Origin of the sequence: Sphingomonas tagetis (genome assembly GCF_024211275.1) — a bacterium.
Taxonomy (GTDB): Bacteria; Pseudomonadota; Alphaproteobacteria; order Sphingomonadales; family Sphingomonadaceae; genus Sphingomonas; species Sphingomonas tagetis.
In genome coordinates, this window is record NZ_JAMLDX010000008.1 from 114,714 (window position 1) to 141,240 (window position 26,527).

The window sequence follows — 26,527 nt, forward strand, 5'->3', positions numbered from 1 at the left end:
GTCAGTTCCCGAAGCGGTAGCCGACCCGCACGCCGAACATGCGCGGCTCGGAATAGGTCAGGCCAACGACGCCGATCGCGGTATTATAGCCGTCGAGCACGCCGACCGGCTTGGCGACATCGGTCAGATTGGTCACGAACAGGCCGATATCGAGCGGCGATCCGCCGACATTGCGCAAGTCGATGCCGGCGTTGAGCACGCCATAGGCCGGCAGGAAGCGATAGAAGGAGGCGTTGGTCTGTGCGGTCGAAACCTCCGTCTGGCGGACGTAATTCGCCGACAGCACGAGCTCGCCGATGCCGCCCAGCGACGCCTCATAGATGCCGCCGATCGAGAATTTATGTTCGGGCGTGAAGGGGAACGGCGAGCCGGCGAGGATCGCGCCCGCGCTGGCGTCGGTCACCTTGGTGTATTTCGCATCGATATACGAATAGCTGCCGTTGATCGTCAGCCCGCGCACCGGGACGATCGAGCCGTTGAACTCCAGCCCCTGAATCTTGCCCTTGGCCGCGCTGCGCGTGACGTTGAGCAACAACGGCGCCCCCGCCACCGTGATCGATTCGACCGTGGTACGCTGGATATTGTCATAGATGCCGCGATAGACCGCGAGGTTGGCGCGAGCAGCAACGCCGCCGATCGTGAATTGCGACTTCAGACCAAGCTCGATGTCCGACAGCTTTTCCGGCGGGAAGGTGCGGAAGCTCGATCCCACCGGCACCGGCCCGTTGACGCCGCCCGACTTAAAGGCGTTGCGCGCGGTGATATAGGCATGCACGCCTTGCGACACGTCATAGTCGAGCGTCGCGGTGTAGCTCAGATAATCGCTATTCGCGTCGCCGGCGACGACCGTGCCGCTGATGTTCTGCGAGACGAAGCTATGCTCCCAGGTATAGCGCAGCCCGCCGGTGACGCTGAGGCCGGTCAGCGACGGCGACAGCGTGCCGAGATCGACGGTAGCCTGCCCGAACACCGCTTCGCTCTTGTTGGTCTGCGTGAAAAACGCCTGGGCAGGCGGCAGCACCGTGCCGAGCGGGAACTGATAGAAGGTCTCAATGCCCGCCGGATCTTCCCAGGTCTGGCGATCGAGATAGCCGCCGACCGAGAAGTCGATCGCGCCGCCAAAGGCACTGCCCTGGAGCTGCAGTTCCTCGGTGAAATAATTGGGCGCATTGGTGTCGTAGGACTGCGAGCTTTGCCCCGCGAGCGGGAACATTGTCGCGTCGTAATCATAGGCGTAGCGGTTGCGGAACTGCGAATAGCTGATGATGTTGCGCAGCTTGATATTGTCGGTCAGCTCGATCGAGGTCTGGTTGATGACCTGCCAATATTGCGTGTCGGAAAACTGATCGAGATCATAAGCGACCCGGCGCGGCCCTCTTGCCTGCTGCTGGGCCACCGCGGTCGCCATGCCCGGATAGAAGGCCACCACCGGCAGGAAGCCCAAGCCGAACGCAGAGGCGTCGAAACCCGCCGTCGGCTTGAACGCACCCAGCGTCGTGCCGCCGCCATTGGTCGCGGAATGGAAATAGCGGCCCATCGTATAGATTTCGACGCCGTCCATCGGGCGCAGCGTCAGGCCGACGCGGACGCTCTCATAGCCGAGATCGTCATAATCCTTGCCCGCGAACTTCGTGCCGACATCGATCGTATAGCCGTCGCGCCGGCCGATCGATCCCGCGACGCGCAACAGCACCTTGTCGGTCACGATCGGCACGTTGATCGCACCCTCGGCCCGGCGATTGTTGTAATTGCCATATTCGGCGCGGACATAGCCGCCGAACTCGCTGGTCGGCTTCGCCGGCTCAAACAGGATGTTGCCGCCGGTCGCGTTCTTACCGAACAGCGTGCCCTGCGGCCCGGCCAGCACCTGGACGTTGGCGAGGTCGTAATAGGTGCCGGTGCGCCCGTCGATGTTGACGCTGTTGGGGACCTCGGCGAAGTAATTGACCACGCCGGGCGTCGATCCGAAGGCCGGACCCTGGCCGCGCAGCGCGAAGAAGGCGAACTCACGCGGATAGCCGCCATTGATCGTGAACAGCGACGGCGTGTTGTCGGCGAGCGAGGTGCGGTCGGTAATCCCCTTCTGCGCCAGCGCCTCGGGCGAGAACGCAGTCACCGCGATCGGCACGTCCTGAAGATTCTCTTCGCGGCGGCGGGCGGTGACGACGATGTCGTCGAGGCCGCCGGCCTGCTGCGTAGCGTCATCGGCCGCAGTCTGCGCATGCGCCATCGTTGGAATCAGGCTGGTGCCGGCAAGCAGCGCCAGGGCAAGTGCGGAACGCATCGACTTCATATTCCTCTCCCGAGTTGCCGGATCTGCGCCGGGCACGACATCGAATTACGAGCGAATGATATCGATGTCAATATCGCTTGCGATGTTTGGAAACGCTCTTATGATCATGGCCAATGAACGAATGCTATCGGTAGCAAGGTGAGGATGTGATGATCGACCCCAACCGGTTCGCGCCGTGGGTCAGCGAGGAAGCGCAGGCACTGTTCCGTGCTGAAGCCGAAGCCCCCGCCGCCCCTGAAGGCGACATCGCCGCGCTGCGCACGCATTATGACGCCTTCAACCAGCGCCATCTTGCCGCCGCGCGTGATGCCTATCCCGTCGACATCGCATCGGACGCGATTGCCGGCGTTCGAGTCGACATCGTCACCCCGCCGGGCGCCGATACGGGCGGCCGCACGCTGCTGTGCCTGCATGGCGGGGCGTTCATGTGGGGCCGCGGTGCGGGCGCGCTGCTCGAAGCCGTGCCGGTCGCTGCGACCAGCGGCATCCGCGTGATCGCAGTCGAATATGCACTCGCGCCCGAGCAGGTGTTTCCCGCCGCGGTCGAAGATGTGCTGGCGGTGTATCGTGCGCTGCTCGCGGACCAGCCGGCGGGCAGCACCGGCATCTATGGCTGCTCGGCGGGCGGCATCCTCACTGCGCAGGCGACCGCGCGAATGATCGCGGACGGGCTGCCATTGCCCGGCGCGATCGCGATGCTGTGCGGCACCGGCCTCGAAATGCAGGGCGATTCGGCCGCCAGCACCGCTGCATTCAACGGCCAGCCCGAGACCGCCGAGCCGCTCGGCCTGGCCGGCCTGCCCTATTTCACCGGCGCCGATCCGCGCGACCCGCTGGTGTTCCCCGGCGAGCATCCCGAAATGCTCGCGCAATTCCCGCCCAGCCTGCTGGTCACCGGCACGCGCGATTTTGCGGCCAGCTCAGTGGCCGTGATGCACCGCCGCCTGCTCGCCGCCGGTGCCGAGGCGTCGCTCATCCATTTCGACGGCATGTGGCACGCGCATCACATGGCGACGACATTGCCCGAATCGCGCGAGACCTTCGCGGCGATGGCGCGCTTCTTCGACACGCATTTGACGTGACGCCGGCGCGCCGCCCCTCAGCTGCTGCTCTCGCGCACGATCAGCGCGACCGGAAGCGGCGTGGCGACCGGCAAGGCGGACGCGCCGTCGATCAGCGCGAGGATGGCGTTGCCCAGCGCGCGCCCGGCGGCGGTGGCGTCCTGCCGCACCGAGGAGATCGACGGGCGATGCGTGCTGGCGATCGGCGTATCGTCGAACCCGACGATCGCGACGGCGCGCGGCACCGCGATGTCATGCGCGGTCAACGTGTCGCAGGCGCCCGCGGCGATGAAGTCGCTGACGGCGACGATCGCGTCGAAGCGAGTCCCGGCGTCGAGCGCCGCCTGAGTCGCTTCCGCGCCGCTTTCGATCGAGAAGGCGCATGGCACCACGCCAGCGAGCACCGCCTCGCTCGCGGCGAGCACTTCGCGCACGCCCTCCAGCCGGCCGGCGACTTCGGGATGTTGCGCGTCGCCGAGGAACAACAGGCGCTTGCGGCCTGCCGCGACGAGATGTTCGGCGGCGAGCCGCCCGCCCTGGCGATTGTCGCTGCCGATCACCGGCACGTTCAGCCCCGGCACCGGCTCGCCCCACGCCACCAGCGGCAGCCCGAAATTGCCGAGCTGCGCGAGGCAGCGCCCGCCTTCGCCCTGCCCGATCACGACCACGCCGTCGGCGCCGATTGTGTTCGATTCGAGGAAGTGATCGTTGGTGGTCAGCAGCATCGCGTGATCGGCGGGCGTGAGCACTTCGAGCAGACCGCCGATCATCGTCAGCAGCAACGGATCGGCGATCGGGCGATCATCGCGCGCGAGCTGTTCGATCACCACCGCGATCGTCTGGGTGCGCCGCGTGCGCAGGCTGCGCGCGGCGACGTTCATGCGATAGCCGGCCTCGCCCGCGATCCGGGCGATTCGTTCGCGCAGTTCGGGGCGCACCAGCTCGCTGCCGCGCAGGGCGCGCGACACGGTGATCTTGGAGACGCCGGCGAGCGCCGCGACCATCTCCATCGTCGGCCGCTCGCTGGCGGTGCCGGGCTTGTTCATCATCCCCCCTTACGCGGCGGCAAAATAGCGGCGCAGCAGCCGCGCGATCAAGTCGAACGCGCGCGAGACGGCGGGCAGTTCGACCGGCAGGAACATGAAGCCATGCGGCAGGCCGGGCAACCGGGAGACCAGCGTCTCGACCCCCGCCCGCGCCAGCGCCGCAGCATAGTACTCGCCATCGTCGCGCAACGGATCCTCCGCCGCGGTCAGCACGATCGCCGGCGCCAGCGCGTCATGCCGATCGGCACGCAGCGGCGAGATCAGCGGGTCGGCGACATCGGCCTTCCCGGCATACATCGCGACCCCGCTGTCGAGATAATCCCGGCTCAATCCCGGCGCTTCGACCTCGTCGAACGACGGCATCTGGAAGGCGAGATCGGTCGCGGGGTGGACGAGCAGCTGGAACAGCGGCTGCGGCTCGCCGACCTCGCGCAGCTTCAGCGTGATCGCGGCGGTGAAGTTGCCGCCCGCACTTTCACCGCCCAGCGCGATTCGGTCCGGGTCGCAGCCGAGCGCCTGCGCCTCGCGCCGTGCCCAAGCGAACGCCGTGGCCGCGTCGTCGAGCCCTGCGGGAAAGCAATGCTCGGGCGCCAGCCGGTAGCCGACGCCGAGCACCGCGCAGCCGGTGCGTGCGGCGAGGTGGCGATGCATCGCATCATGCGTCTCGAGGTCGCCGAACATCCAGCCGCCGCCATGCAGGAACACGAGCAGCGGGAGCGGCCCCTCGCCCTCGGGCAGATACAGCCGCACCGGCACGCCGTCGGCATCGAGATCGCGAATGTTCGCCAGTTCAGGCCCGGTCAGCGCCTGTCCGGCCGCGGCCATGCCGGCGCGCATCATCGGAATGATCTCGGGGGTCAGCGCCGGCATCGGCGCGGGCTCCCCCAGCAATGCGGCAATGTCGCGATCCAGCATGAACCTCTCCTGATTGATGACATCGATATCAATCAGGCTGCGGCGCATTACAATAGCGGGAGTGGAAAATGAGTTTGGAGATGAGCCCGTCGGGCATCGGCCTAGTGCCCGGTGCAGCGCCTGATCGTGCCGCGCGGCGTCTCTCGCTGGGCGTGTCGGGGCTCTATCTCGCTCTGTACCTGCATTACGGCTTCTTCGCCTTCATCCCGCTGTACCTGAAGACGATGGGCGCCACGCCGGGCGAGATCGGCGTGCTGCTGGCGATCCCGCTGGTGTTGCGACTGCTGACGGTCGCGCCCTTCTCGGCCTGGGCCGGCAAGCGCGGCCGGGTGCGCGATTCGATCATGGTGACGGCGCTGCTGTCGGCGGCGCTGATCACCTTGCTGCTCGGCAATCCCGAACATGCCGGGCGGATCGCGATCATCCTCGCCTTCTCGATCATGTGGGACCAGCTGCCGGTGCTGACCGATGCTTATGCGGTCATGGCGGTGCGCAGCCGCGCGCTGGATTTCGGGCGGATGCGCGTGTGGGGGGCGATCGGCGTGGTCGCGTCCACCGCGGCCGCCGGCTGGGCGTTCGGCGTGATCGGGATCGAATCGCTCCCCTGGCTGGTCGCGCTGCTGCTGTTGCTGCCGGCCGCGGTCGCGCCGTTGCTGCCGTCCGACCGCCAGATGGCGACGGTCGAGGCCGGGGTGACCGGCAAGTGGCGCGACGTCATCGCCGACCGCAAGCTGATGCGCGCGATGATCGCCGCCGCGATGATCATGGGCAGCCACGGCGTGCTGACCAGCTTCGGCGCGATCCAGTGGAGCGCACAGGGCATCTCGACCGGGATGATCGGCCTGCTGCAAGCGCTGGCGGTCAGCGCCGAGATCCTCGCTTTCTGGTTCGGCTCGAAGCTGCTCGGCCGGCGCGATCCGAGCCTGCTGATCTGTATCGCCGCCGCCGCGGCGGCGCTGCGCTGGCTGGTCATGGCGAGCGATCCCGTGATCGGCATATTGTTCGCGGCGCAGCTGCTGCACGGCATCACCTCGACCGGCGCGATCCTCGGCACGATGCTGGTGATCGCGGCGCGCGTGCCGGTGCAGACCAGCGCGGCGGCGCAGGGTCTCAACGCCGTGCTGCTCGGGGTGGCGCTCGCCGTCACCACCGCCGGGTCGGGCCTGCTGTGGTCGCACGGTGTCGCGCCCGCCTATCTCGCCATGGCCGTGCTGGCCGCGCTCGGCGTGGCGTTCGCCTGGCCGGCGAAGACACCGGACTCAATCGAACAACCCCAACAGCCCTTGTCCGCATCGGGAGTGGAAGCATGACACGCACGGCACCGTCGAGAATCCACCTTTTTGCCCGCATCGCGGCGGTCACGCTGCTGGCCGGCGGCATCGCGACCGCCGCCTTCTCTCAGACCACGCCGCCCGCGCGCAACATCCGCATCTGGCCGATGCCCGAAACGGTCAGCCCGGAGGGGCGCGCGGCGGCGATGGCGTCGGCCAACACGCCGATGCCCAATCCACTGCCGCCGATGCCGGTGATCCGCCAGCTCGTCGGCGGGATGCAGGACGCGATGGGGGCGAAGCTCGCAAAGCGCCACGGCGTCCGCATCGAGGCGGCGGTGATCGCCGGCGTGCCGGTACGGATCATCTATCCCAAGGGCGTGAACGCGCTCGGCAAGGGGCCGGTGCTGCTCAACCTGCATGGCGGGGGCGGCAAGGTCGATTCGGGATCGCTGACCGAGACCATTCCAATGGCTGCGCTGACGGGGGTGCCGGTCGTCGCGGTGCTCTACCGGCTCGCGCCCGAAAACCCCTATCCTGCCCGGCTCGACGACGCGCTCGCCGTGTATCAGGCGCTCGAGAAGGACCGCAAGGCGTCGCGGCTCGCGGTCTATGGCACCTCCGCCGGCGCCGTGCTGGGCGCGCAGCTGCTCGCGCGGCTGACCAGCCTCGGCCGGCCGATGCCGGCGGCGCTCGGCTTCTTCTCGGGCACCGCCGATGCCAGCAAGAAGGGCGATTCGGAATCCTGGATGCCGATGCCGGGCGGCGGGTTGGAGCTGGAGGACAGCTACAAGGTGCCGCGTACCGATCCCGTCCTCTCGCCGATCCATGGCAATCTGTCGGGCTTCCCGCCGACGCTGCTGGTCAGCAGCACGCGCGACCTGGCGCTGAGCGGCACGTCGATCTTCGGCCGAGCGCTGCTCGAACGCGGCGTGGACGCGCAGCTGGTGATCTTCGACGGCCTGCCGCACGCTTTCTGGACCTACCTTCTCGACATTCCCGAGACCGATCAGGCCAACGCACTGATGGCGAACTTCCTCAAGCGCCGCCTCGTGCCGTCCTCACGGCCTCAAGCGAGGTGATCGGCGCAGCAACTCGTCCGGGCGCTGGCCGTATAGGCGGCATCCTCCCACCAATGCTGCGGCGGGCCTGCATGCGCGCGCCGCGGTGTTTCGCGGACGCCGGCTGACGTGCGGACGCCGGCGAACGGCGCGATGAGCGCGTCCGGCGTCTGCGGCGTGCCGTTGAGGATGATCCACTTGACCTTGGCCGCATCCTCGATCCGGTTCAGCGGATCGCCATCGACGAGGATCATGTCGGCCAGCATGCTCGGCGCGATACGGCCGATCGGCTCGTTCATGAACTCGCCCGAATGCCGTGTCGCGGTCAGCAGCGCCTCGTGCGGCGTGATCCCGAAGCGGACCATGCCGCGCAGGTTGAGGTGCAGGCTGATGCCCGAAAAATCGATCGGCGCGTCGGTGCCGGTCATCACATGCCAGCCGGCCGCCATGATGTCGCGGATCTGGCGCACCTGCCGCGCGAGATTGGCGAGCGCGGGCGCCGGATCGCTCTCGCGCATCAGCTTCACCCGCGCCGCGAGCTTCGCATAGTCCCACGCCGGATAGAGCGCGCGTATCCGCGGATCGTCCAGCCACTCGTCGCTCTCGCCGAGCAGCGCATGCGCGCTGAACAGGGTCGGCACCCGCCCCGCCCGCGCGGCGGCGAACAGGCCGTTCACATCCTGATAGCCGCCGCCCAGCGTCGTCATCGTGCGCGAATAGCCATAGCGGCTGGTCGCGCCCATATGCTCGACGCAATCCATCCCGCTGGCGAGCGCGGGATAATGATAGTGCGACGACAGGTGCATCCCCATCGCATGCGCCGCGCGCGCGACGTCCGCCTGGTCGGCATGCGGCAGCCGGACATAGGTTTTGACCATGTCGTAGGACAGCGCCCGTGCCCGCGACAGTTCGAGGGCAAGCTGGCCCGGCTCGGTCACCGGCCGCATGAAATTGTAGAAGATGCGCGACCCGTCGATCGCTTCGCCGGTGGCATAGTGCCGCGCGCCGATCCGCGCGCCGCTGTCGATCGCCTCGCGGTCCTCGACCATATGATAGGCTGGCGCGCCGGGCGAGCGCGTCGCCGTTACCCCCATCGCCAGCCACAACCGCCCCATGCGGTCGCCATAGGCATAGCCCTGCATCTGGCGATGCGTGTGCATGTCGATCAGGCCGGGCAGCAATGTCAGCCGGCCGCCGTCGATCACGCGCGCATCGGCATCGGTGACGCTGCCGCGCGGCACAATCGCGGCGATACGGTTGCCCTCGATCACCACATCGGTATCGCGCCGATAGGCCGGGCCGCTCGCATCCCATAGCCGCCCGGCGCGCACCACCATCCGCCCGGCGACCCGGGCATTGGCCCAGTCGAGCGCGCACGGGATCGTGCGCGGCTTGCCGCCCGCCGCCGCGATCAGCCGCAATTTGCCGTTGCAGAGATAGAGGATCGACTTCGAATCCCCGCTCCAGCTGATCGCATCGGTGACCTCGGCGTTGAGCTGTTTCGGCTTGCCGGTGAACGTGCCATTCGCATCGACCGGCGCGGTCCACAAGGTCGAGGCGAAGACGAACGCCATGGCCTTGCCATCGGGCGACCACACCGGCCCGTCGTCGCCGCGCGTCGCGATCGACTTGCCCGGCAGGACCGGCGCATAGCTGCCCCTGCCCGTCGCGCGGTCGATCGTCAGGATCTCGCTGAGCCCTTCACGGTAGCGCGCCGAAGCCGGCTTGAACGCCGCCAGCGCGATGGTGCGAGCCTCCGGTCCGAACGACGGGCGGCCGGGCTCCCACAGCGCGTCATAGACTTTGCGCACCGCGCCGCTCGCCAGCTCGACCGTATGAAGCTCACCGTCCTGCGTGAGGAACGCGATCAGCTTGCCGTCCTGCGACCAGGCTGGTGACACCGCAGCGGCGTTGGGCAGGCTGGTCAGCTGCCGTTCCGCGCCATCCCGCAAGTCGCGCAGCCACAATTGCAGCGTGCCGCCGCGATCGCAGGCATAGGCAAGCATGCGCCCATCGGGCGACCAGGCCGGATGGCATTTGTACCAGCCATCGTCGGTCAACCGAACCGGCCGTCCGCCGATCGGCATCGTCCAGAGCTGGCTGAGCGCGGCAAAGGCGACCGTCCGCCCGTCCGGCGAGAGCATCGGGGAGGCGATACCGGCCACCGGGCGCCGCGCCGCGCTGTCGAAATCACGCCGCCGCTTGGCATAGTTCGGCGTCCTGACCGGCGCCTTGAGCGAAAAAGGAACGATGCGGCTGACCCCGGTCGCCGACATCGTGCGGATATGTCCGGCTGCGCCATAGAGGTAATCGCCATTGGGCAGCCAGGCTGGCCGGAACACATAGAGATCCTGACCGACGATCCTGTCCTTGCCGTCGACGACCAGCGTCACGCCGCCAGCCTCGACCCGCAAATAGGCCAGCCGTCCATCAGGGGCGAAGCTCGGCGCGCGCAGGGTGGCGGGCGACGCCACGATGGCGACCTGCTCGCCTCGTCCGGCGAGGTCCACGACCATCAGCTTCGTGCCGTCCGTGACATAGGCAATCCGCTTGCCGTCGGGCGACCAGGCCGGTTCGGAATCCTGCCCCGTGCCGCGCGAGAACAGGCTCACTCGGCCCGATGCGATGTCGAGCAGGTGGATGGCATAGCGCCCACCGCTGCGGTCCGAGGCAAAGGCAATCGTCCGGCCATCGGGGGACCAGCGCACCTCGCGATGGTCGAACGGCCCATCGCTATGCTGTCTCAGCCCGGTGCCGTCTGGCGCAATCGACCAGATCTGGAAATTGCCGGTGCGATAGGATTGAAAGGCGATGCGCTTGCCATCCGGTGACCAGTCGGGCTGGGCGATATCGTCGAAATCGCCGGTCAGCCGGATCGCCTCGCCACCGCCGGCCGGGATGGTCCACAGGATGCCGAGCAGATCGAAGGCGATGCGCTTGCCGTCGGGCGATGCGGCGAGCGCGACGTTGGTCGCCTCGCTCACCGTCACGTCGCGCTTTCGATCGACCGCGCCCGCCGGCACCGGCGCGCCGGCGGCGAGCGCCAGCCCGGCCCCGCCGCTCGCGGCCAGAACCTCGCGCCGCCTCATGGCTGCGGCGGCAGCGCGAACCGCAGCGCGCGCGACAGAAAGGCCGGCGGCACGGTCATATGGTTCTCATCGGGCACCGACCAATAGCGCAATGTCACGCCGTTGCCCGGCCGGTCGAGCGCCGCGTGCAGCTCCTTTGCGAGCATGAACGGCTTCTCCTCGCCGCCAATAGCGATGAACACGCGCTTGGGCGATGCCGCGCTCTCGAACGCCTTCGCCATTTCCAGCAGTTTCGGCTGAGCCCAGATCGACGGGCTGCCGAGCAGATAGGTTTCGAACGCTTCGGGATGCCGCAGCAGCACATTGGTCGCGAACAGCCCCCCGAACGAATAGCCGACCAGCACGTTGCGCGCCGGATCGACGGGGTAGCGCTTCTCGATCAGCGGCTGCAGCTCCTTGATCACGAACTGCGCGAACCGCGCGCCGTTGCCGGTCGCGATCGCCGCCTTCATGTCGACATGCGTCAGATGCTGCGAACGATCGCGGTACCACCGCTCGCGGTCCTGCTCGGGATAGCCGATGCCGACATAATAGGCCGGCGCCGTGCTCTCCTTGCCGGCGCTCGACGCGATGATCCCGGCGGCAGTCGAAAACAGCATGTTGCCGTCGGTGATATAGACTGCCGGCACCTTGCCCTTGACCGGCCCGAACGGCTTGGCGACCTGGATCAGGAAATCGCGGTCGAGGATCTTCGAATGCACCACGAACTGTTCGCTGTTCCACAGCTCGGCGCGCTGCACCGGCTGACCGCGTTGGGCAGCGGCAGCGGGCACGAGTCCCGCCAGGGCAAGCATCAGCGTCAGGATCAGGCGCATCGGTGACCTCGGCTTCGCGGCATGGATACCCTTGCTACAAAGCCCGCCAGACGCCGTGAAGCCGTCTGGCGGGTCATTGTCGCAATCGTGCGGGTCAGGCGCACGGGCTGTCCGGTCCGCGCGCCCGGCCACACGCCTCAGAACTTGGCGCTGAGCGAGACGGTGAAATTGCGGCCCGGCGCGAAATTGCCCATGTCGGAGGCCGCGGCCGCCATCGAGGTGATATAAAATTTGTCGGTGACATTGGCGAGGTTGATCGACGCGCGGAAGGTGTCGTCGATGTCGATGCCCGCCATCAGGTCGAACACCGCATAGGCCTCCTGCCGAAGCTCGACGCCGGGCAGCGCCGCCACCGCGGCGTAGGTATCGCCCTGCCACCGCAGCTGCGCGCCGATCGTCAGATTGTTGAGATCGACGAAGCGGTAGTTGGTCGACAGCTTGAGCGACTGGCGCGGCTGATAGGTGCGCGTCAGCTTGCCATCCTTGTCCTCGATCCGCAGCCCGGTATAGCCGCCGCTGATCTGCCAGGCGGCGGTCAGGTGGCCGGCAAGCTCGATCTCGAAGCCCGTGGCGGTGACGTCGACGGGACGGTAGATGAGATAGAAGTCTGCCGGCGGAACGCTCGACCCGACGAGCTCGGCAAGGCCGTCCTGCCTGGTCCGGAACAAGGTGGCCGCGAGATAGAGCCGCTTGTTCAACAACTCGCTCTTGATGCCCGCCTCAATGTTGCTGCCGCGAATTGGCTGCAACCGCACGCGGTTGGCATCCACCTCGCCCTGCGGATTGAAGGTCGAAGTGTAGCTGGCATAGAGCGTGACGTTGTCGATCGGATCGATCAGGATGCCGGCATAAGGGTTGAACTCCTTGTTGTCGCGCAACGTCGGCACGCTGTAATTCACGCCGGTCACTTTATAGTGCGAATAGCTGGTGCCGACGATCAGCTTGAGCCAGTCGGCCGGGTTGAGCCGCGTCGCGATATAGCCGCGTGCCTGCCGCTCCACTTCGTCGAGCTGCAGGATCTTCGGCCCGAACGAGGTCGGCCGCGGGACATGGACGTTGCGGAAGTTGCGGAAGTCGGGAACCGCGACCGGGAAGGTCACCGGCTGCGCGGCGTTCGACCACTGGCGGCCGTCCTCCTGAGTCCATGATCCGCCCAGCGTCAGCTCATGCTCGCGCCCGAACAGCGTGAACGGCCCGGCGGCGGTCAGATCGCCGGTCCAGCGCATATAATCGGCCTGATATTGCGAGGCGAAGCCGATCGGCCCGATGCCGGTGGTGCGGTTGGGGTTGCCGAAGCCGACATAGAGCAGCGCCTGGTCCTCGACCGCACGCTTCATCGACACGATCGCGCGAACCTTCCAGTCGCTGCCGCCGGGCGACCAGGCGAGCTCGCCGAACGCCTGCTCGTCCATCACCTTCCAGAACGCCCAGGGCGGCGCGAAGTTGACGTCGCGTTCGTGCTGGATCCGAGTCCCGTCGCTATAGTGATGGATCACCGAGCTCCAGCCCGCGCCGTGGCTGAGATTGTGCTGATAGGTATAGCCCGCGGTCGCCTTGAGATCGGGCGTGATCTGCGCCGACAGGATCCCGCCGGCGAGGTTGCGGGTATTGTCATAGTTGAACATGTGGCTCTTGCGCTGGTCGTGCGCGCCGACCACGCGGAATGCGATGTCGCCATCGGCGTCGAGCGGGACATTGGCGTCGGCCTCGACCCGCCACGCATCGTAGGAGCCGGCATAGCCGCCCAGATACAGGCTGCGCTCCCTGGTCGGGCGCTTGCGGATATAGTTGATCGTCGCCGATGGGTTGCCGACGCCGGTGGTGAGGCCGCTCGCGCCACGGATGACCTCGATCCGCTCGTAGAACAGCGTGTCGAGCTCGCCGAACTGGATGTTGAAGCGCAGCGGCGAACCGATCCCGTCGATCTGCACGTTGGACACGTCGAAGCCGCGCGCAGTGAACATCGTGCGGTCGCTGTCATAGCGCTGGACGTTGAGGCCGACGACCTGCTCGAGCAATTTGCCGGTGTTGGTCAGCGCGAAATCCTGAATGCGCTGATTGTCGATGACCGTCACCGACTGCGGCGTCTCGCGCAGCGTCAGCGACAGGCCGGTGGCCGATGCCGGCTCGTCCTCGGCGATGGCGAGGCCGGTGACGACGATCGCGCCGTCGTCGGCGGGCTGCTCGCTGTCCTGCGCCAGTGCTGGCGTGGCCGCGGCGAGCAACGCCACAGCGGATGTCCCGATCATCATGCGCCGATTGAAACTGATCATGTCCTGATGCCTCCCTGATGTCGAAGCCCTCGCCTTGTGGCGCCCGGCTCCGCAGCCTGTTTTCCTGCAGCTTTGCGATTTTGTTTTTCGTGTGTGATTTCAGGACTAGGCCAAGCGATCGGAAATTCTGAGGTACGAAAGCTCGGCAATAGCGGGAACGTGTTTTGCCCAAATGGCTGGTACAATTTCTATTCGGCGCCCTGTAGCGGCTGGATTGCGCGATCATTACGGCAGCGGCTGATCAAGATCCCGGCCAGTCAGACTCCAGATTGTACCGGCGCCAAGACCATATGGAGGAACACTTGCCGGATCGCCGGCGCCGTGAACGCCGCCGCGAAGTCGTGATGCGCTGTACCCGCCTCGATGCCGATACGCCTTCGTCGCATTCGTCCATAACCATGCCTCGGGCGCCTGCCTGAACTGGCCTACGAACCGCTGCATAAAGAGAGAACGGCCGAGAGGGGCATGTCGATGAGCTCAACTGTACCAGCACAAGCAGAAACGCCGGGCGAGCTCCCGCGCCGCGACGTGCGGCGCGTGATCACCGCGTCGTCGCTCGGCACGTTGTTCGAATGGTACGACTTCTTCATCTACGGCACGCTCGCCGCATCCGGCATCATCGGCCGCACCTTCTTCCCCACCGGCAACGAGACGATGCAGACCCTGCTCGCCTGGGCCGGCTTCGCGGTCGGCTTCGGTTTCCGCCCGCTGGGCGCGGTCGTGTTCGGCTATCTCGGCGACCGGTTCGGGCGCAAGCACACCTTCATCGTGACGATCGTGCTGATGGGCATCGCCACGGCCGGCGTCGGGTTGGTGCCGTCCTATGCCGCGATCGGCTGGCTCGCCCCCGCGCTCATCATCCTGCTGCGCATCTGTCAGGGACTTGCGCTGGGCGGCGAATATGGCGGCGCGGCGATCTATGTCGCGGAGCATTCGCCGGCGGGCAAGCGCGGCTTCTATACCAGCTTCATCCAGGCCAGCGTCGGCGCGGGCTTCTTCCTCAGCCTGATCGTGGTGCTCACGTGCAAAGGCGCGATGCCCGCCGAGGCCTGGGACAGCTGGGGCTGGCGGGTGCCGTTTCTGCTCTCGCTGCTGCTGCTCGCGATCTCGCTGTGGATGCGCGTCAAGCTCTCTGAAAGCCCGGTGTTCAAGGCGATGAAGGCAGCCGGCAAGACGTCGAAGAACCCGCTCAAGGAAAGCTTCACCTATCCCGGCAACGGACGGCGGCTGTTGCTCGCGCTGTTCGGCATCGCCGCCGGGCTGACGGTGATCTGGTTCACCGCGATGTTCACCACACTCGGCTTCCTGCGCAATGCGATGCATGTCGAGGAAAGCGTGGCGCAGATCGTGGTCGGCGCGGGCGCGCTGATGGGGCTCGGCTGGTTCATCCTGTTCGGGAGACTGTCCGACCGGTTCGGGCGCAACAGACTGATCGTCACCGGCTATGTGCTGACGCTGGCGCTGCTGTTCCCGCTTTATTGGGTGATCGGCAACGCCGCCAATCCAGCGCTGACCGCCGCCTCGCAGCGCGCGCCGGTCGTCGTGTCCGGCACCGACTGCGCGTTCAACCCGTTCGCGAAACAACAGGACAATCCGTGCGGCCGCCTACTCGACCATCTCTCAAAACGCGGCATCGCCTACAGCGTCGAGGCGGCACCGGCGGTCGGGCTGAAGATCGGCGGCACAATGCTGACCGATTCGACGGCGCCGGCGATCGACGCCGCGCTGACACAGGCCGGCTATCCGCTCGGCAAGGTGACGCCGCCGCTCACCAGCCTCCTCGTCATCTTCGCCGCAATCATGGCGCTGACGGCGCTGTCCGGCATGACCTATGGCCCGGTCGCGGCGCTGCTCACCGAGCTGTTCCCGCCGCAGATCCGCTACAGCTCGATGTCGATCCCTTATCATTTCGGCACCGGCTATTTCGGCGGGGTGCTCCCATTCGTCGAGCAATATATCGTCGCGCGCACCGGCGATCCCTATGCCGGGCTGTGGTATAGCTGGGGCGTGGTGGCGATGGCGCTCGTGGTGACCTTGCTGCTGCTGCGCGAACGCGATTTGCTGAAGGACGGATGATGACCGACGCGCCACCCACGCCACGCACCGGCCCGCTGGCGGGCGTCGTCGTGCTCGACGTGACCCGCGTCGTCGCCGGGCCGTTCTGCGCAATGATGCTCGCCGATCTCGGCGCGACGGTGATCAAGGTCGAGAATCCCAACGACCCCGACTACACCCGCACCTTCCCGCCGATGATCGAGGCCGATGACGGTCCGACCAGCGCCTATTACGCGCAATATAACCGCAACAAGCAGGGCATCTCGCTCGATCTGCGCAGCGACGAGGGCAAGGCGCTGCTCAAGCGGCTGGTGCGCAAGGCGAATATATTGATCGAGAATTTCCGGCCGGGGGTGATGGACAAGCTCGGCCTCGGCTATGACGTGTTGCGCGCCGAGAACCCCCGCCTCGTCTATACCGCGATCAGCGGATACGGGCGCACGGGGCCGAACGCGAGCCGCCCGGGCTATGACAATAGCGGGCAGGCGGCGGGTGGGCTGTGGTCGATGAACGGCTATCCCGATCAGCCGCCGGTGCGCGTCGGCACGATCATCGGCGACCTCTCGGCGTCGCTCTACGCCGCCACCGGCACGCTCGCGGCGCTGCGTCAGGCGGAGCGCACCGGGATCGGGCAGGTGGTCGATATCTCGCAGCAGGACGCCGTGCTCTCGCTCACCGAACATGCCGTGATCCGCCACACCGTCAGCGGCGAGATCGCCGGGCCGCTCGGCAACGACCATCCGTTCGTGCGGCCCTATGGCCAATATCCCTGCGCCGACGGCTATGTTTTCTTCGGCGGTTACACCGACAAATTCTGGGCGGTGACCTGCGCGCTGTTCGGCGAACCGGACATGGCGAGCGACCCGCGCATCGACACGATGGAGAAGCGCTTCGACGCGCAGGTGGATGCCGAGATCGTCACCCCCCTGCTCCACCGCTGGTTCGCGCGCCACACCAAGGCCGAGCTGGAAGAAATGGCCGGGGATGCGGTGCCGCTGAGCGCGATCAAGACGATCGACGAGGTGATCGCCGATCCGCATATCGCCGCGCGCGGCATGATCGTCGACGTGCCCGTCGCGGGTCAGCCGGTGCGGATGCTGGGGCTGCCGATCAAGCTGTCCGGCGACGCAGGCCAGCCGCACGGCGCGGCCCCGGCGCTAGGCGAGCATAATGAGCGGGTGCTTCAGGACTTGCTGGGCCTGGAACCCGGCGCGGTCGCCGCGCTGCGCGAACGCGGCGTGATCTGATGGGCATCGACTTCACCCGCGAAGGCGCCGTCGCCATCGTCCGCTTCGCCCGACCGGATAAGCTCAACGCGCTCACCCTCGCCATGTACGACGATCTCGGCCGTGCCTATGCCGAGATCATGGCCGACGACGCGGTCAACGCCGTCGTCCTCGCGGGCACCGGCGACCGCGCCTTCTGCGTCGGCGCCGACCTCGCCGAATCGATCCCCGCGCTCGCCACCGGCGATTTCGACATCAGCGCGTGGGATCCCGCACATCTCAAGCCGCCCGGCTTCTTCAAGCCGATCGTCGCGGCGGTGAAAGGCATGTGCATGGGCGGCGGGTTCGAGATGATGCTGGCGACCGACCTGCGCATCGCCGCCGACGATGCGGTGTTTCAGTTCCCGGAGGTCAATCACGGCTTCGTCCCCGCCGGCGGCACGCTGGTCCGCCTGACGCGCCAGATCGCTTACGCGCATGCGATGGAGATCATGCTGTCGGGCCGCCGCTTCAGCGCCGACGAATTGCTGATACGCGGTGTGCTCAATCAGGTCGTGCCCGCCGCTCAAGTCGAACCGCTGGCGATGGAATGGGCCACTGCGCTCGCCGCAAAGAGCCCGCACGCGGTCCAGTCGATCAAGGAAGCCGCGCTGACGCTATACGATCTCCCGCTCGCCGACGCCTTCGCGCGCGAGGCCGAACTCAGCAAGCGCAGCTTCACCAGCGACGATACCAGGGCGACGCTTGCGCGCTTCGCGAAACGCTAGCCCAATTTCTCGCGCAGCCACGCCAGGAATTGCGGGTCGGCGCCATAGGCGACGTTGATCCGCATCGCCGGCGCGGGATCGCGCGACGTGGAGAAATTGATGGCCGGCGCGATGAAGATGCCCGCGCGGGCGGCGTCATGCACCAGATCCGGATCGCCCATATGTTCGGGCAGGTCGATCCACAGATAGAAGCCGCCGCCGATCGGCCGGCGGATGGTGAAGCCGAGTGCTTCGAGCGCCTCGACGCTTTCCGCCGTCGCCTTGCTCGCCCGCGCGCGCAGGCGGCGCAGGTGCTTGAGATAATGGCCGTTTTCTACAAGCTGAAAGATCAGCCGCTCGTCATGCGCGGAGGTCGAGACCGCGGTGATCACCTTCAACTCGTTGAGCTCGCTCGCCAGCCCCGGCGCGGCGGCGGCGTATCCGACGCGAAAGCTGCCTGCGAGCGTTTTCGAGAAGGTGCCGAGATAGATCACGCGTTCGAGCTGGTCGAGCGCGGCCAGCCGCGGTGCGGTGTAGGGCAGGATATCGGCGAACGGGTCGTCCTCGATCACCAGCAGGTCGTGCTCGGCCGCGGTGCGCAGCACCGAATAGGCGGTGCCGAAGGTGATCGATCCGCCGGTCGGGTTGTGCGCGAGCGACTGGGTGAAGAACAATCGCGCGCCGCTCGTCCGCGCCTTCGCCTCGAGGTCGGCCACGTCCGGCCCGTCGTGCCGCCGCGCGACGCCGACCGCCTCGGCGCCGGCAAGCGAGAGCTTGGCGAGCAACGGATAATAGCCGGGATCGTCGACCAGCACGGCGTCGCCCGGCTTGACGTAGCGCCGGATGATCAGGTCCATCGCGTGGTTGGCGCCATGCGTCATCAGCAGCTGGTCGTCGCGGCAGGAAATGCCGCGTTCGGCCAGCGCGCCGCACAGCCGCGCGCGCAGGGGTGCATGCCCCCAGCTCGAATTATAGGCGTCGCCTTCCTGGAAGCGCTGATACGACAGATAGCGCCGCAGCTCGGAGGTCTCGAGCCATTCGGTCGGCGGGCGTCCGTCGCCAGGCCGTACCGGCAGCCGCCGGTCGAGCTGTTCCGACAACAGCGACACGCGGTCGGTCGCGGCGGCCAGTGGCTGGGCGCGCGGCCCCGAGCTCGCCTCCGGCGTCCACACGACATAATAGCCCGATCCCGGCTTGGCCTGAAGCACACCCTGGCCGACCAGCCGCAGATACGCCTCGACCACGGTGTTCTTGCCGATGCCGAGCCGCTGCGCCTCGTCGCGGATCGACGGCAGGCGCTCGCCGGGCCGCAGCGTGCCCGCCTGGATCTGCATCAGGATGCTGTTGATGACGAAATCGATCTTCAATGGCGGCGAGGGCATGGCCGGCAATTCCCCCTGTCCTCACGTCCCTATCACATCGTCCCGAATTGTACCTGCATCATGTCCGCTGTCGAGGCTATTCCTGGGCACGATCTTTGGGGGATCCGGACAACGGCGAGACCGGCGTGACGGAAGCAACTGAAGACGCCGAAGTTCAACAGCGAGAGTGACGTCGTGACCGAAGATGCGAGACCCCGGACGTCGAGGATTTCGGGCTTCCACAAATTGTCCGCGCAACAGCGCATCGACCGCGCCGCCGCCTTTGCCGGACTGGACGAGGCGCAACGCGCACAGCTCGCCGCACCGTCCAACATCGACGCCCATCTCGCCGATCATATGATCGAGAACATGGTCACGACGATCGCGATTCCGGTGGGCATCGCCACCAACATGCGCGTCGACGGGCGCGACGTGCTGGTGCCGATGGCGACCGAGGAATCGTCGGTGATCGCCGCGGTCGGCAACTCGGCGCGGCAATGCTACGATTCCGGCGGCTTCACCACATCGATGTCGGGCACGCAGATGATCGCGCAGATTCAACTGCTCGACGTCGCCGACCCGCATCGCGGACGGCTCGTCATTCTCGAACAGCGCGCCGAGATCGAGCGCATCTGCAACGCCTGCGATGCGACGCTGGTCAAGTTCGGCGGCGGCTTTCGTGAGCTGGAAGTGCGCGTCCTCGACACGCCCGGCGGCGCGATGGTCATCACGCACATCATCGTCGATACGCGTGACGCGATGGGGGCGAACGCGGTCAACACCATGGCCGAGCGGCTCGCGCCCGAACTCGCACGCTGGACCGGCGGACGCGCGCTGTTGCGCATCCTCTCCAACCTCGCCGACCGCCGCGTGGTGCGCGCGCGCGCGACCTGGCCGTGCGCCGTGATCGGCGGCGAAGCGGTGCGTGACGCGATGATCGCCGCCTATCATTTCGCGGATCACGACCCCTACCGCGCGGCGACTCACAACAAGGGGATCATGAACGGCGTGTCCGCCGTCGTGCTGGCCACCGGCAACGACACGCGCGCGGTCGAAGCCGGCGCACACGCCTATGCCGCGCGCACTGGCCGCTACCGCAGCCTCTCGGCGTGGGAAGTCACCGCGCAGGGTGATCTGACCGGCACGATCGAGCTGCCGATGGCGGTCGGACTGGTCGGCGGCGCGGTCAAGATCCACCCGACCGCGCGCGCGCTGGTCGCGATCCTGCAGGTCAAGACTGCCGAAGAACTTGCGCGGATCATCGCGGCGGTGGGTCTCGCGCAGAATTTCGGGGCGATGAAGGCGCTCGCGACCGAGGGCATCCAGCGGGGGCATATGTCGCTGCACGCGCAGAATGTCGCCTTCGCCGCCGGTGCGGTGGGCGAGGAGGTCGGCGAGATCGCGCGGCGGCTGATCGATCGCCAGTCGATCAACGAGGAAGCGGCCGGCCTCGCGCTCGCCGAGCTGCGCGGCGGGCGATGACCTGTCCGCCGGAGGTCCGCATCGTCGAGGTCGGTCCGCGTGACGGGCTGCAGAACGAGCAATGGATCATCCCCGTCCGCCAGCGCATCGCGCTGATCGACGCGCTGTCCGCCAGCGGCCTTCAGACGATCGAGGCGGGCAGTTTCGTCTCGCCCAAACGCGTGCCGCAAATGGCGGGATCGGACGAGGTGTTGCGCGGCATCGCGCGCGCGCCGGGCGTCAGCTATCCGGTGCTGGTACCCAACGCGATCGGCATGGAACATGCGATCCGCGCCGGCGCCGACGAGGTCGCGCTGTTCCTGTCCGCCACCGAGAGCTTCAGCCAGCGCAACATCAACTGCTCGATCGCGCAGTCGCTGGAGCGTGCGGAAACGGTCATCGCGATGGCGCGGCGGCATTCGATCCTCGTGCGCGGCTATGTCTCCTGCGTCCTGGGCTGCCCCTATGAGGGCGCCGTCAAGCCATCCGCCGTCGCGGACCTCGCCGAACGGCTGGTGGCGATGGGCTGTTACGAGATCTCACTCGGCGACACGATCGGCGTCGGCACGCCGCGGCAGGCGCAAGCCATGGTGCAAACCGTTTCGCACGCCGTCCCGCTCCACCGCATCGCGATCCACTTTCACGACACCCACGGCCAGGCACTTTCGAACGTGCTCGCCTGTATCGACGAGGGCGTAGCGATCGTCGATGCCGCCGCGGGCGGTCTGGGCGGCTGTCCCTATGCGACCGGCGCGAGCGGCAATCTGGCCACCGAGGACTTGCTGTACATGCTCGACGGGCTCGGTGTCGCGACGGGCGTCGACATGGAAGCGCTGTTGGACGCCGTGGCACTGGTCGAGAACCGGTTCGGGGTCGCCGCCCGGTCGAAGGTGTTCGCCGCACGACGCAGGCGGTCGGCAGCACGGTCAGAGGGGCAGGATCGATCGAGCGACAGTGACGCAACACCGCTCAGCCGCGCCGGCTGAACGGCGGCCCGATCGATCGACTGAGCCATATCGGACCTACAAGCGCACGGATTACGCGGCGGTGCTGCTATCCTTGTCGTGCGCAATGACCTTCAGCGCGGTTGAGGCACGGCGCCTGCTCGCAGCGGTCGCCGACCTCGTGCAACGCGCCGATATCGAGGCCGAACTCGCCGCACAGGCTGCGCCCGCCGCGACGCAGCCCGGCGGCTAGCCGGCCAGCGACGCGCTGCCGACGAAGACCAGCGCGAGGCTGACCGCGAGGAACGGCGCGAACGGGATCGCGGCCTTGAAATCGAGCTTGCGCCACGGCGCGCTCGCGAGCGTGAAGCCGAGCGCAAGCAGGCTGGCGAGGACAAACAGCAAAGTCGCGCCCACAAAGCCGACCCAGATGCTCGCAGCGGCAAGGAATTTGACGTCGCCGAGGCCGAGCGTGCCGTGCCGTTTGAGCAGCTTCATCACGCCGATAAACGGTCGAGCAGGACGAAGCGCGGCTCGACGCCAGCCGGCGCGTTGCGGACCTGAGCAACCGCGAACAGCAAGTGTTGACCTGCCTCGCCGCGGGCAAATCGAACAAGATCATCGCGTTCGACCTGGGCCTCAGCATCCGCACGGTCGAGATGCACCGCGTGCGGATGATGCGGCGGCTGGCGGTGCGGACCCTGCCCGAAGCGCTGCGGCTGGTGCATCTGACCGGGCTACCGAATACGGCGCGCGCCTGAACAGGCGTCAGGCGGATCAGAAGCCCTCGACGAGTGCCGCGACGTTGCCGCCGAGATCGCCAACGGCATAGCCGCCCTCCATCACCACCAGCACGGGCAGCCCGGCACCGGCGATGGCACGGCCCATCGCAGTGAAGTCCCCGGTCTGCAGCGCGAAGCTCGAGATCGGATCGCCCACGAACGTATCGGCGCCGAACGAGAGTACCAGCAGCTTCGCGCCCCATCCGGTGATCGCCGCGAGCGCGCTATCGAGCGCGGCGCGATAGGCCGGCCAGTCGGTCCCGCGCGGCAGCGGCAGGTTGAGCGTCGACCCTGCCCCCTCGCCTTCGCCGGTCTCGTCGGCATGACCCCAATAGAAGGGATAGTCGGTGCGCGGATCGGCGTGGATCGAGGCGAAGAAGATGTCGCCATGCTCGTAGTAGATGTCCTGCGTGCCGTTGCCGTGATGATAGTCGACGTCGAGTACCGCCACCGGCCCCAGCCCCAGCGCCGCAGCCCGTTGCGCCGCGATCGCAGCGTTGTTGAGGTAGCAATAGCCGCCCATGTAATCGCGCCCGGCATGATGCCCGGGCGGACGGCACAAAGCGAAGGCGTGGCGGTCGCCGCTTGCGACCGCATCGAGCCCGGTCAGCGCCGTCTGCGCCGCCCAATAGGCCGCATCCCAGGTGCCTTCGGCGATCGGCGTCGCCGCATCCATGCTGTACGCGCCGAGCTTTGCGTCGATCCGGCTGCAATCGAGCGGCCGCCGCCGCACCACGGGGAAGGTATAGCCGATCGCGTCGCCGCTGCGCCCCGCCGCGTGCCACTCGGCCCACGCGCCCTTCAGGAAATCGAGATAGGCCGAGTCATGCACCGCCGCGATCGGTGCCAGGCCGAAATCGCGCGCGGGCTCGCCGCCGCCGAGCGCCGCGACGATCTGCTCGGCGCGCGCCGGCGTCTCGGCATAGGGGACCCAGTCGCCATTGTGCAGCTCACGCACCGGCGCATGCGCGAGCTGACGCGGATCGAAGAAACGCCTCACGGCCCGCACCGCTCACGCAGCCAGCGCGCCTGATCATCGAGCGCGCGATCCGCCAGCGGCGCGATCGACACCGCCTCGAGGAAGCTGTGCGCCGCGCCCGCATAGGTCACTTCGGTCACCTCGCCGCCCGCCGCCGCCAGCTTGCGCGCGAAGGCGTGGTTGCATCCCGCGAGGATGTCGCATTCCGCCACCGCGAGGAAAGCTGGCGGCAGGTCGTGGAGACCGGCGCGCAGCGGCGCGACCAACGGATCGGTCAGCTGGGCCGCGTCGCTTACATAGTTCGCCCAGAATCCGTCCATCTCCTCGGGCGAGAGCGGATAGTCCGGCCCGCCATAGAGCGGATAGCTTTCCGTCGGATCGGCATCGAACGCGCCATAGTTGAGCAGCATGCCCGCGAGCGGCGCCTGCCCCGCATCGCGGCGGCGCAGGCACGCGGCGACCGACAGGTTCGCGCCCGCCGAATCCCCACCGATCAGGATGCGCGCCGGATCGATGCCGAGCGCGTCCGCCTGCCCCGGCAGCCAGTCGAGCACGCGAACGATCTCGTCCAGCGCGACCGGAAACTTACTCTCAGGCGACAGGCTGTAATCGATGCCGAGCACCGCGATCCCAGCCCGCGCGGCATATTCGCGCATCAGCCGGTCGTGCGTGTCGATGCTGAACACGGTCCAGCCGCCGCCATGGATGTAGAGCATCACCGGCAGCACCGCATCGGCGACCGGACGGTGTAGCCGCAGCCGGATGCCGTCGAGCGTCAGCTCGCGTGTCTCCGCCATCGAAGGGCCGCCGCTGCGCCAGGATTCGCGCACGGCTTCGGCGATGCGGCGGCGGTCCGCCATGTCGGTGGGCTCACCCTGCTCGGCATAGCCGCGGTTGATCCGCTCGACGAACTCGCCGATCTCGGGGTCGAGCGCGCTCGCCGTCAGGCCGTCAATCCGATCTGCCACACATCCCTCGCCTTGCACCCGCCGCCACATAGCCCGCATCGCCGCCGCGAGGCCACCGCCAAGCTCGCGCCATCCGGCGGGGCCAACGGCTCACCGTTGCGCGAGCATATCGTTAACTTCGCTGTGGCATTTGCAAGCCATGTGCGCAGGCAAGGTCCGTTCGAAATGTCGCAGCGTCCGCCCCAGCTGAAGGACGTCATCTATATCGAGCTGGTGCGCAGCCTGTTCGCGCCGCTCTGCCCCCGCTGATCATGACTTTCGCCTTCGTGCTGACGGTCGTGCTGGTCGGCACGCGTTTCGTCGACACGTTCCTTATCGCCACCGGTGCGCTCGGCATCACGGCGAGCCTGGCCCGGCTCGGTACCGTCGCATGGTTCCGGCGCGAGGCGCTGGCGGATGCGCTCGCCCCCGCCCGCGCACGGCGAATCGAGCGCCGCTTCGCCACGACCTATCTCGCCTTCGCCGCCTGCCTCGGCCTGTTCGGCCCCTATGTCCTGCGCCTGCCCGACCCGGAGCTCCATATGCTCGTGGTCAGCCTGATGGTCGGCTATTGCGCGGGCGCGGCGGCGGGCGTGGGCTTGCGGCCCGGCATCGCGATTCCCAGCATGGCGCTCGCCATCACCCCGACGATCCTCACCGCCGCGCTGTCGGGGAAACCCGTCTATGTCGGCATGAGCGTGATCCTCGCCGCGTTGCTGGCGGGCGGCAGCCACAGCGTCGGTGCGCGCAACCGCACCACCACCGCCGAGATCGGCCAGCGCGTCACCTTCGGCTCGCTCGCCCGCCAGGACGGATTGACCGCGCTGCCCAACCGGCTCGCACTGCGCGAATGGTTCGAGGCACATTTCTCGCTTGCCGATGGCGACTCGGCGATCGCGGTCCATTATCTCGATCTCGACCGGTTCAAGCCCGTCAACGACCGTCACGGCCACCCGGCGGGCGATGCCTTGCTGGCGGCGGTCGGCGCCCGGCTCTCACAGAGTCTTCGCGCCGGCGACATCGCCGCCCGGCTCGGCGGCGACGAATTCGCCGTGCTCCAGCTCGGGCTGCGGCACCCCGGCGAGGCCGAGCTGCTCGGCCAGCGGCTGGTCGCTGCGATCCGCCAGCCGTTCGCGATCAAGGGCGAGATGGTCGAGATTTCCGCATGTGTCGGCACCGCGATCACCGCCGACCGCACGCGCGACCTTGAGCAGTTGCTGATGGAGGCCGATCAGGCGCTCTACCGCGCCAAGCGGCGTGGCGACGGCGCGATCGAACATTACGCCGCCTGACTAGGGTCTGAACTCAATTAGAACGAGGATCGTGATCGCCCGTGGAAGGCCGCCGACAAGGAGCGCAGCGCAGTCGCGTAGCGGCGCTACGCGCAAGCAAGCGACGCTGCTCGGCGGCCTTCCACGGGCGACCGCGGGCGGCGGGCCGAATTTGGCGCCATGCGGCGTCGCGCGTCGGTCACGATCGAAACCCATCGCTCCCTCCTTGCTCCTAGCCTGGCGTCAAATTCGGCTCCGTCACGACCTCGTTCTAATTGAGTTCAGACCCTCGGGCAGCCTGTTCGCCTCATCGAGCAGCGTGGCGGCAAGCGCGCGCAGCTGAATCTCGTCCAGCCCGTTGTCGATTGCTTCCTCGACATCGCGCGCGGCATCGCCCAGCGCGGCGAAGCCGAACATCCCCGCGCCACCGGCCAGCACATGGCAAGTCTCGCTAAGCTCGGCCCAGCTGCCGTCGCGGGTGCAGGCGGCAATGGTCTCGCGATGACTGAGCGCCTGCGCGACGAACCGCTCGCGCAGCGCCGCCATCCGCGCCTGGAAATCAGACACTCAGCAATCCCCGGACTTGCCCGGCCAGCGCCATCGGATCGAACGGCTTGGCGATCACTGCGCGCGCGCCGAGCGCCATCAGTCCCTCGACATCCTGCGCCTGCGTGCGCGCTGTTATGAATACGACGGGTATCGCCGCGGTTTCGGGCTGATTGGCCAGTGCCCGGCGCGTCGCCGGGCCGTCCATCCCCGGCATCATCATGTCGAGCAGGATCAAACCCGGCTGCCACTCGCGCGCAACCGCCAGCGCGGCCTCGCCCGACCCGCACTCGCGCACCTCGAAATCGGGATCGAGCTCGAGCGACATGACCGCGACCTCGCGCAGATCGGCCTCGTCGTCGACATAGAGAATGCGTGTCGGCAT

At 67.5% G+C, this 26,527-nt stretch carries 23 protein-coding genes; 11 read left to right on the top strand and 12 right to left on the bottom strand.

Going from position 1 to position 26,527, the window contains the following annotated elements:
* Window position 1 precedes the first annotated feature (1 nt).
* On the bottom strand, window positions 2-2,293 hold the full coding sequence (locus M9978_RS11895) for a TonB-dependent receptor (RefSeq protein ID WP_254293427.1): 2,292 nt from the start codon (window positions 2,291-2,293) through the stop codon (window positions 2-4).
* 149 nt (window positions 2,294-2,442) lie between these two features.
* Between M9978_RS11895 and M9978_RS11900 the strand changes: the two genes are divergently transcribed.
* Window positions 2,443-3,375, top strand: a complete 933-nt coding sequence (locus M9978_RS11900) for an alpha/beta hydrolase (RefSeq protein ID WP_254293429.1) — start codon at window positions 2,443-2,445, stop codon at window positions 3,373-3,375.
* A gap of 17 nt (window positions 3,376-3,392) precedes the next feature.
* On the opposite strand, the gene M9978_RS11905 is transcribed toward M9978_RS11900, so the two are convergent.
* Together M9978_RS11905 and M9978_RS11910 are read right to left on the bottom strand one after the other, a co-directional pair.
* A complete protein-coding gene (locus M9978_RS11905; protein WP_254293431.1) occupies window positions 3,393-4,400 on the bottom strand; it encodes a substrate-binding domain-containing protein in 1,008 nt (335 codons plus the stop codon).
* Between the two features lie 9 nt (window positions 4,401-4,409).
* Window positions 4,410-5,315 (bottom strand): alpha/beta hydrolase, encoded by a 906-nt coding sequence (locus M9978_RS11910; protein ID WP_254293434.1) that lies wholly within the window; start codon window positions 5,313-5,315, stop codon window positions 4,410-4,412.
* 68 nt (window positions 5,316-5,383) lie between these two features.
* Here M9978_RS11910 and M9978_RS11915 point away from each other — a divergent pair, with 68 nt between their 5' ends.
* Both M9978_RS11915 and M9978_RS11920 read left to right on the top strand, forming a co-directional pair.
* Window positions 5,384-6,625 carry an MFS transporter gene (locus tag M9978_RS11915; protein WP_254293436.1) on the top strand — a complete coding sequence of 414 codons (1,242 nt, stop codon included), beginning with the start codon at window positions 5,384-5,386 and terminating at the stop codon, window positions 6,623-6,625.
* Entirely contained in the window at window positions 6,622-7,668 is a 1,047-nt protein-coding gene (locus M9978_RS11920; protein WP_254293438.1) for an alpha/beta hydrolase, read from the top strand. The genes M9978_RS11915 and M9978_RS11920 overlap by 4 nt, the downstream gene beginning before the upstream one ends.
* On the opposite strand, the gene M9978_RS11925 is transcribed toward M9978_RS11920, so the two are convergent.
* The 3 genes from M9978_RS11925 to M9978_RS11935 all read right to left on the bottom strand — a co-directional run bounded on the left by M9978_RS11925 (window position 7,656) and on the right by M9978_RS11935 (window position 13,824).
* Window positions 7,656-10,736, bottom strand: coding sequence for an amidohydrolase family protein (locus M9978_RS11925; RefSeq protein ID WP_254293439.1), 3,081 nt, complete (start codon window positions 10,734-10,736; stop codon window positions 7,656-7,658). The genes M9978_RS11920 and M9978_RS11925 overlap by 13 nt on opposite strands.
* A complete protein-coding gene (locus M9978_RS11930) occupies window positions 10,733-11,551 on the bottom strand; it encodes an alpha/beta hydrolase (RefSeq protein ID WP_254293442.1) in 819 nt (272 codons plus the stop codon). The genes M9978_RS11925 and M9978_RS11930 overlap by 4 nt, the downstream gene beginning before the upstream one ends.
* Before the next feature lie 137 nt (window positions 11,552-11,688).
* On the bottom strand, window positions 11,689-13,824 hold the full coding sequence (locus M9978_RS11935) for a TonB-dependent siderophore receptor (protein ID WP_254293444.1): 2,136 nt from the start codon (window positions 13,822-13,824) through the stop codon (window positions 11,689-11,691).
* Window positions 13,825-14,295: 471 nt separating this feature from the next.
* On the opposite strand from M9978_RS11935, the gene M9978_RS11940 reads away from it, so the two are divergent.
* The 3 genes from M9978_RS11940 to M9978_RS11950 are packed head-to-tail and all read left to right on the top strand — an operon-like array spanning window position 14,296 to window position 17,872.
* On the top strand, window positions 14,296-15,900 hold the full coding sequence (locus M9978_RS11940) for an MFS transporter (RefSeq protein ID WP_254293446.1): 1,605 nt from the start codon (window positions 14,296-14,298) through the stop codon (window positions 15,898-15,900).
* Window positions 15,900-17,126, top strand: coding sequence for a CaiB/BaiF CoA transferase family protein (locus M9978_RS11945; protein ID WP_254293447.1), 1,227 nt, complete (start codon window positions 15,900-15,902; stop codon window positions 17,124-17,126). The genes M9978_RS11940 and M9978_RS11945 overlap by 1 nt, the downstream gene beginning before the upstream one ends.
* Complete coding sequence (locus tag M9978_RS11950) at window positions 17,126-17,872, top strand: enoyl-CoA hydratase/isomerase family protein (protein ID WP_254293449.1); 747 nt, start codon at window positions 17,126-17,128, stop codon at window positions 17,870-17,872. Before M9978_RS11945 ends, M9978_RS11950 begins: the two co-directional genes overlap by 1 nt.
* Here the strand turns inward: M9978_RS11950 and M9978_RS11955 are convergent.
* The gene (locus tag M9978_RS11955) at window positions 17,869-19,233 is read right to left on the bottom strand and encodes an aminotransferase-like domain-containing protein (RefSeq protein ID WP_254293595.1); all 1,365 of its coding nucleotides are present in this window, start codon (window positions 19,231-19,233) and stop codon (window positions 17,869-17,871) included. The two genes, M9978_RS11950 and M9978_RS11955, sit on opposite strands and share 4 nt — an antisense overlap.
* Window positions 19,234-19,407: 174 nt before the next feature.
* Here M9978_RS11955 and M9978_RS11960 point away from each other — a divergent pair, with 174 nt between their 5' ends.
* The 3 genes from M9978_RS11960 to M9978_RS23125 all read left to right on the top strand — a co-directional run bounded on the left by M9978_RS11960 (window position 19,408) and on the right by M9978_RS23125 (window position 21,870).
* Window positions 19,408-20,694: a hydroxymethylglutaryl-CoA reductase, degradative gene (locus M9978_RS11960; protein WP_367305077.1), complete on the top strand. Its 1,287-nt coding sequence runs from the start codon at window positions 19,408-19,410 to the stop codon at window positions 20,692-20,694.
* A complete protein-coding gene (locus tag M9978_RS11965) occupies window positions 20,691-21,659 on the top strand; it encodes a hydroxymethylglutaryl-CoA lyase (protein WP_254293453.1) in 969 nt (322 codons plus the stop codon). The genes M9978_RS11960 and M9978_RS11965 overlap by 4 nt, the downstream gene beginning before the upstream one ends.
* An 85-nt stretch (window positions 21,660-21,744) precedes the next feature.
* A complete protein-coding gene (locus tag M9978_RS23125) occupies window positions 21,745-21,870 on the top strand; it encodes a hypothetical protein (protein ID WP_302053951.1) in 126 nt (41 codons plus the stop codon).
* On the opposite strand, the gene M9978_RS11970 is transcribed toward M9978_RS23125, so the two are convergent.
* Entirely contained in the window at window positions 21,867-22,115 is a 249-nt protein-coding gene (locus M9978_RS11970) for a prepilin peptidase (protein ID WP_254293455.1), read from the bottom strand. The genes M9978_RS23125 and M9978_RS11970 overlap by 4 nt on opposite strands.
* Window positions 22,116-22,177: 62 nt before the next feature.
* Between M9978_RS11970 and M9978_RS11975 the strand changes: the two genes are divergently transcribed.
* On the top strand, window positions 22,178-22,378 hold the full coding sequence (locus M9978_RS11975; RefSeq protein ID WP_302053965.1) for a LuxR C-terminal-related transcriptional regulator: 201 nt from the start codon (window positions 22,178-22,180) through the stop codon (window positions 22,376-22,378).
* A gap of 16 nt (window positions 22,379-22,394) precedes the next feature.
* Here M9978_RS11975 and M9978_RS11980 read toward each other — a convergent pair whose 3' ends face one another.
* On the bottom strand, window positions 22,395-23,399 hold the full coding sequence (locus M9978_RS11980; protein WP_254293459.1) for a histone deacetylase family protein: 1,005 nt from the start codon (window positions 23,397-23,399) through the stop codon (window positions 22,395-22,397).
* Window positions 23,396-24,346, bottom strand: coding sequence for an alpha/beta hydrolase (locus tag M9978_RS11985; RefSeq protein ID WP_254293460.1), 951 nt, complete (start codon window positions 24,344-24,346; stop codon window positions 23,396-23,398). Before M9978_RS11985 ends, M9978_RS11980 begins: the two co-directional genes overlap by 4 nt.
* 251 nt (window positions 24,347-24,597) lie before the next feature.
* Here M9978_RS11985 and M9978_RS11990 point away from each other — a divergent pair, with 251 nt between their 5' ends.
* Entirely contained in the window at window positions 24,598-25,617 is a 1,020-nt protein-coding gene (locus tag M9978_RS11990; protein ID WP_254293462.1) for a GGDEF domain-containing protein, read from the top strand.
* Between the two features lie 237 nt (window positions 25,618-25,854).
* On the opposite strand, the gene M9978_RS11995 is transcribed toward M9978_RS11990, so the two are convergent.
* Window positions 25,855-26,163, bottom strand: a complete 309-nt coding sequence (locus tag M9978_RS11995; protein WP_254293464.1) for an Hpt domain-containing protein — start codon at window positions 26,161-26,163, stop codon at window positions 25,855-25,857.
* On the bottom strand, window positions 26,156-26,527 hold the full coding sequence (locus tag M9978_RS12000; protein WP_254293466.1) for a response regulator: 372 nt from the start codon (window positions 26,525-26,527) through the stop codon (window positions 26,156-26,158). Before M9978_RS12000 ends, M9978_RS11995 begins: the two co-directional genes overlap by 8 nt.

What these genes read in the sequence shown, in the direction of transcription:
- M9978_RS11895 (WP_254293427.1), bottom strand. Translation starts at nt 2,293, where the DNA reads ATGAAGTCGATGCGTTCCGCACTTGCCCTGGCGCTGCTTGCCGGCACC.
- M9978_RS11900 (WP_254293429.1), top strand. Translation starts at nt 2,443, where the DNA reads ATGATCGACCCCAACCGGTTCGCGCCGTGGGTCAGCGAGGAAGCGCAG.
- M9978_RS11905 (WP_254293431.1), bottom strand. Translation starts at nt 4,400, where the DNA reads ATGAACAAGCCCGGCACCGCCAGCGAGCGGCCGACGATGGAGATGGTC.
- M9978_RS11910 (WP_254293434.1), bottom strand. Translation starts at nt 5,315, where the DNA reads ATGCTGGATCGCGACATTGCCGCATTGCTGGGGGAGCCCGCGCCGATG.
- M9978_RS11915 (WP_254293436.1), top strand. Translation starts at nt 5,384, where the DNA reads ATGAGTTTGGAGATGAGCCCGTCGGGCATCGGCCTAGTGCCCGGTGCA.
- M9978_RS11920 (WP_254293438.1), top strand. Translation starts at nt 6,622, where the DNA reads ATGACACGCACGGCACCGTCGAGAATCCACCTTTTTGCCCGCATCGCG.
- M9978_RS11925 (WP_254293439.1), bottom strand. Translation starts at nt 10,736, where the DNA reads ATGAGGCGGCGCGAGGTTCTGGCCGCGAGCGGCGGGGCCGGGCTGGCG.
- M9978_RS11930 (WP_254293442.1), bottom strand. Translation starts at nt 11,551, where the DNA reads ATGCGCCTGATCCTGACGCTGATGCTTGCCCTGGCGGGACTCGTGCCC.
- M9978_RS11935 (WP_254293444.1), bottom strand. Translation starts at nt 13,824, where the DNA reads ATGATCAGTTTCAATCGGCGCATGATGATCGGGACATCCGCTGTGGCG.
- M9978_RS11940 (WP_254293446.1), top strand. Translation starts at nt 14,296, where the DNA reads ATGAGCTCAACTGTACCAGCACAAGCAGAAACGCCGGGCGAGCTCCCG.
- M9978_RS11945 (WP_254293447.1), top strand. Translation starts at nt 15,900, where the DNA reads ATGACCGACGCGCCACCCACGCCACGCACCGGCCCGCTGGCGGGCGTC.
- M9978_RS11950 (WP_254293449.1), top strand. Translation starts at nt 17,126, where the DNA reads ATGGGCATCGACTTCACCCGCGAAGGCGCCGTCGCCATCGTCCGCTTC.
- M9978_RS11955 (WP_254293595.1), bottom strand. Translation starts at nt 19,233, where the DNA reads ATGCCCTCGCCGCCATTGAAGATCGATTTCGTCATCAACAGCATCCTG.
- M9978_RS11965 (WP_254293453.1), top strand. Translation starts at nt 20,691, where the DNA reads ATGACCTGTCCGCCGGAGGTCCGCATCGTCGAGGTCGGTCCGCGTGAC.
- M9978_RS23125 (WP_302053951.1), top strand. Translation starts at nt 21,745, where the DNA reads ATGACCTTCAGCGCGGTTGAGGCACGGCGCCTGCTCGCAGCGGTCGCC.
- M9978_RS11970 (WP_254293455.1), bottom strand. Translation starts at nt 22,115, where the DNA reads ATGAAGCTGCTCAAACGGCACGGCACGCTCGGCCTCGGCGACGTCAAA.
- M9978_RS11990 (WP_254293462.1), top strand. Translation starts at nt 24,598, where the DNA reads ATGACTTTCGCCTTCGTGCTGACGGTCGTGCTGGTCGGCACGCGTTTC.
- M9978_RS12000 (WP_254293466.1), bottom strand. Translation starts at nt 26,527, where the DNA reads ATGCCGACACGCATTCTCTATGTCGACGACGAGGCCGATCTGCGCGAG.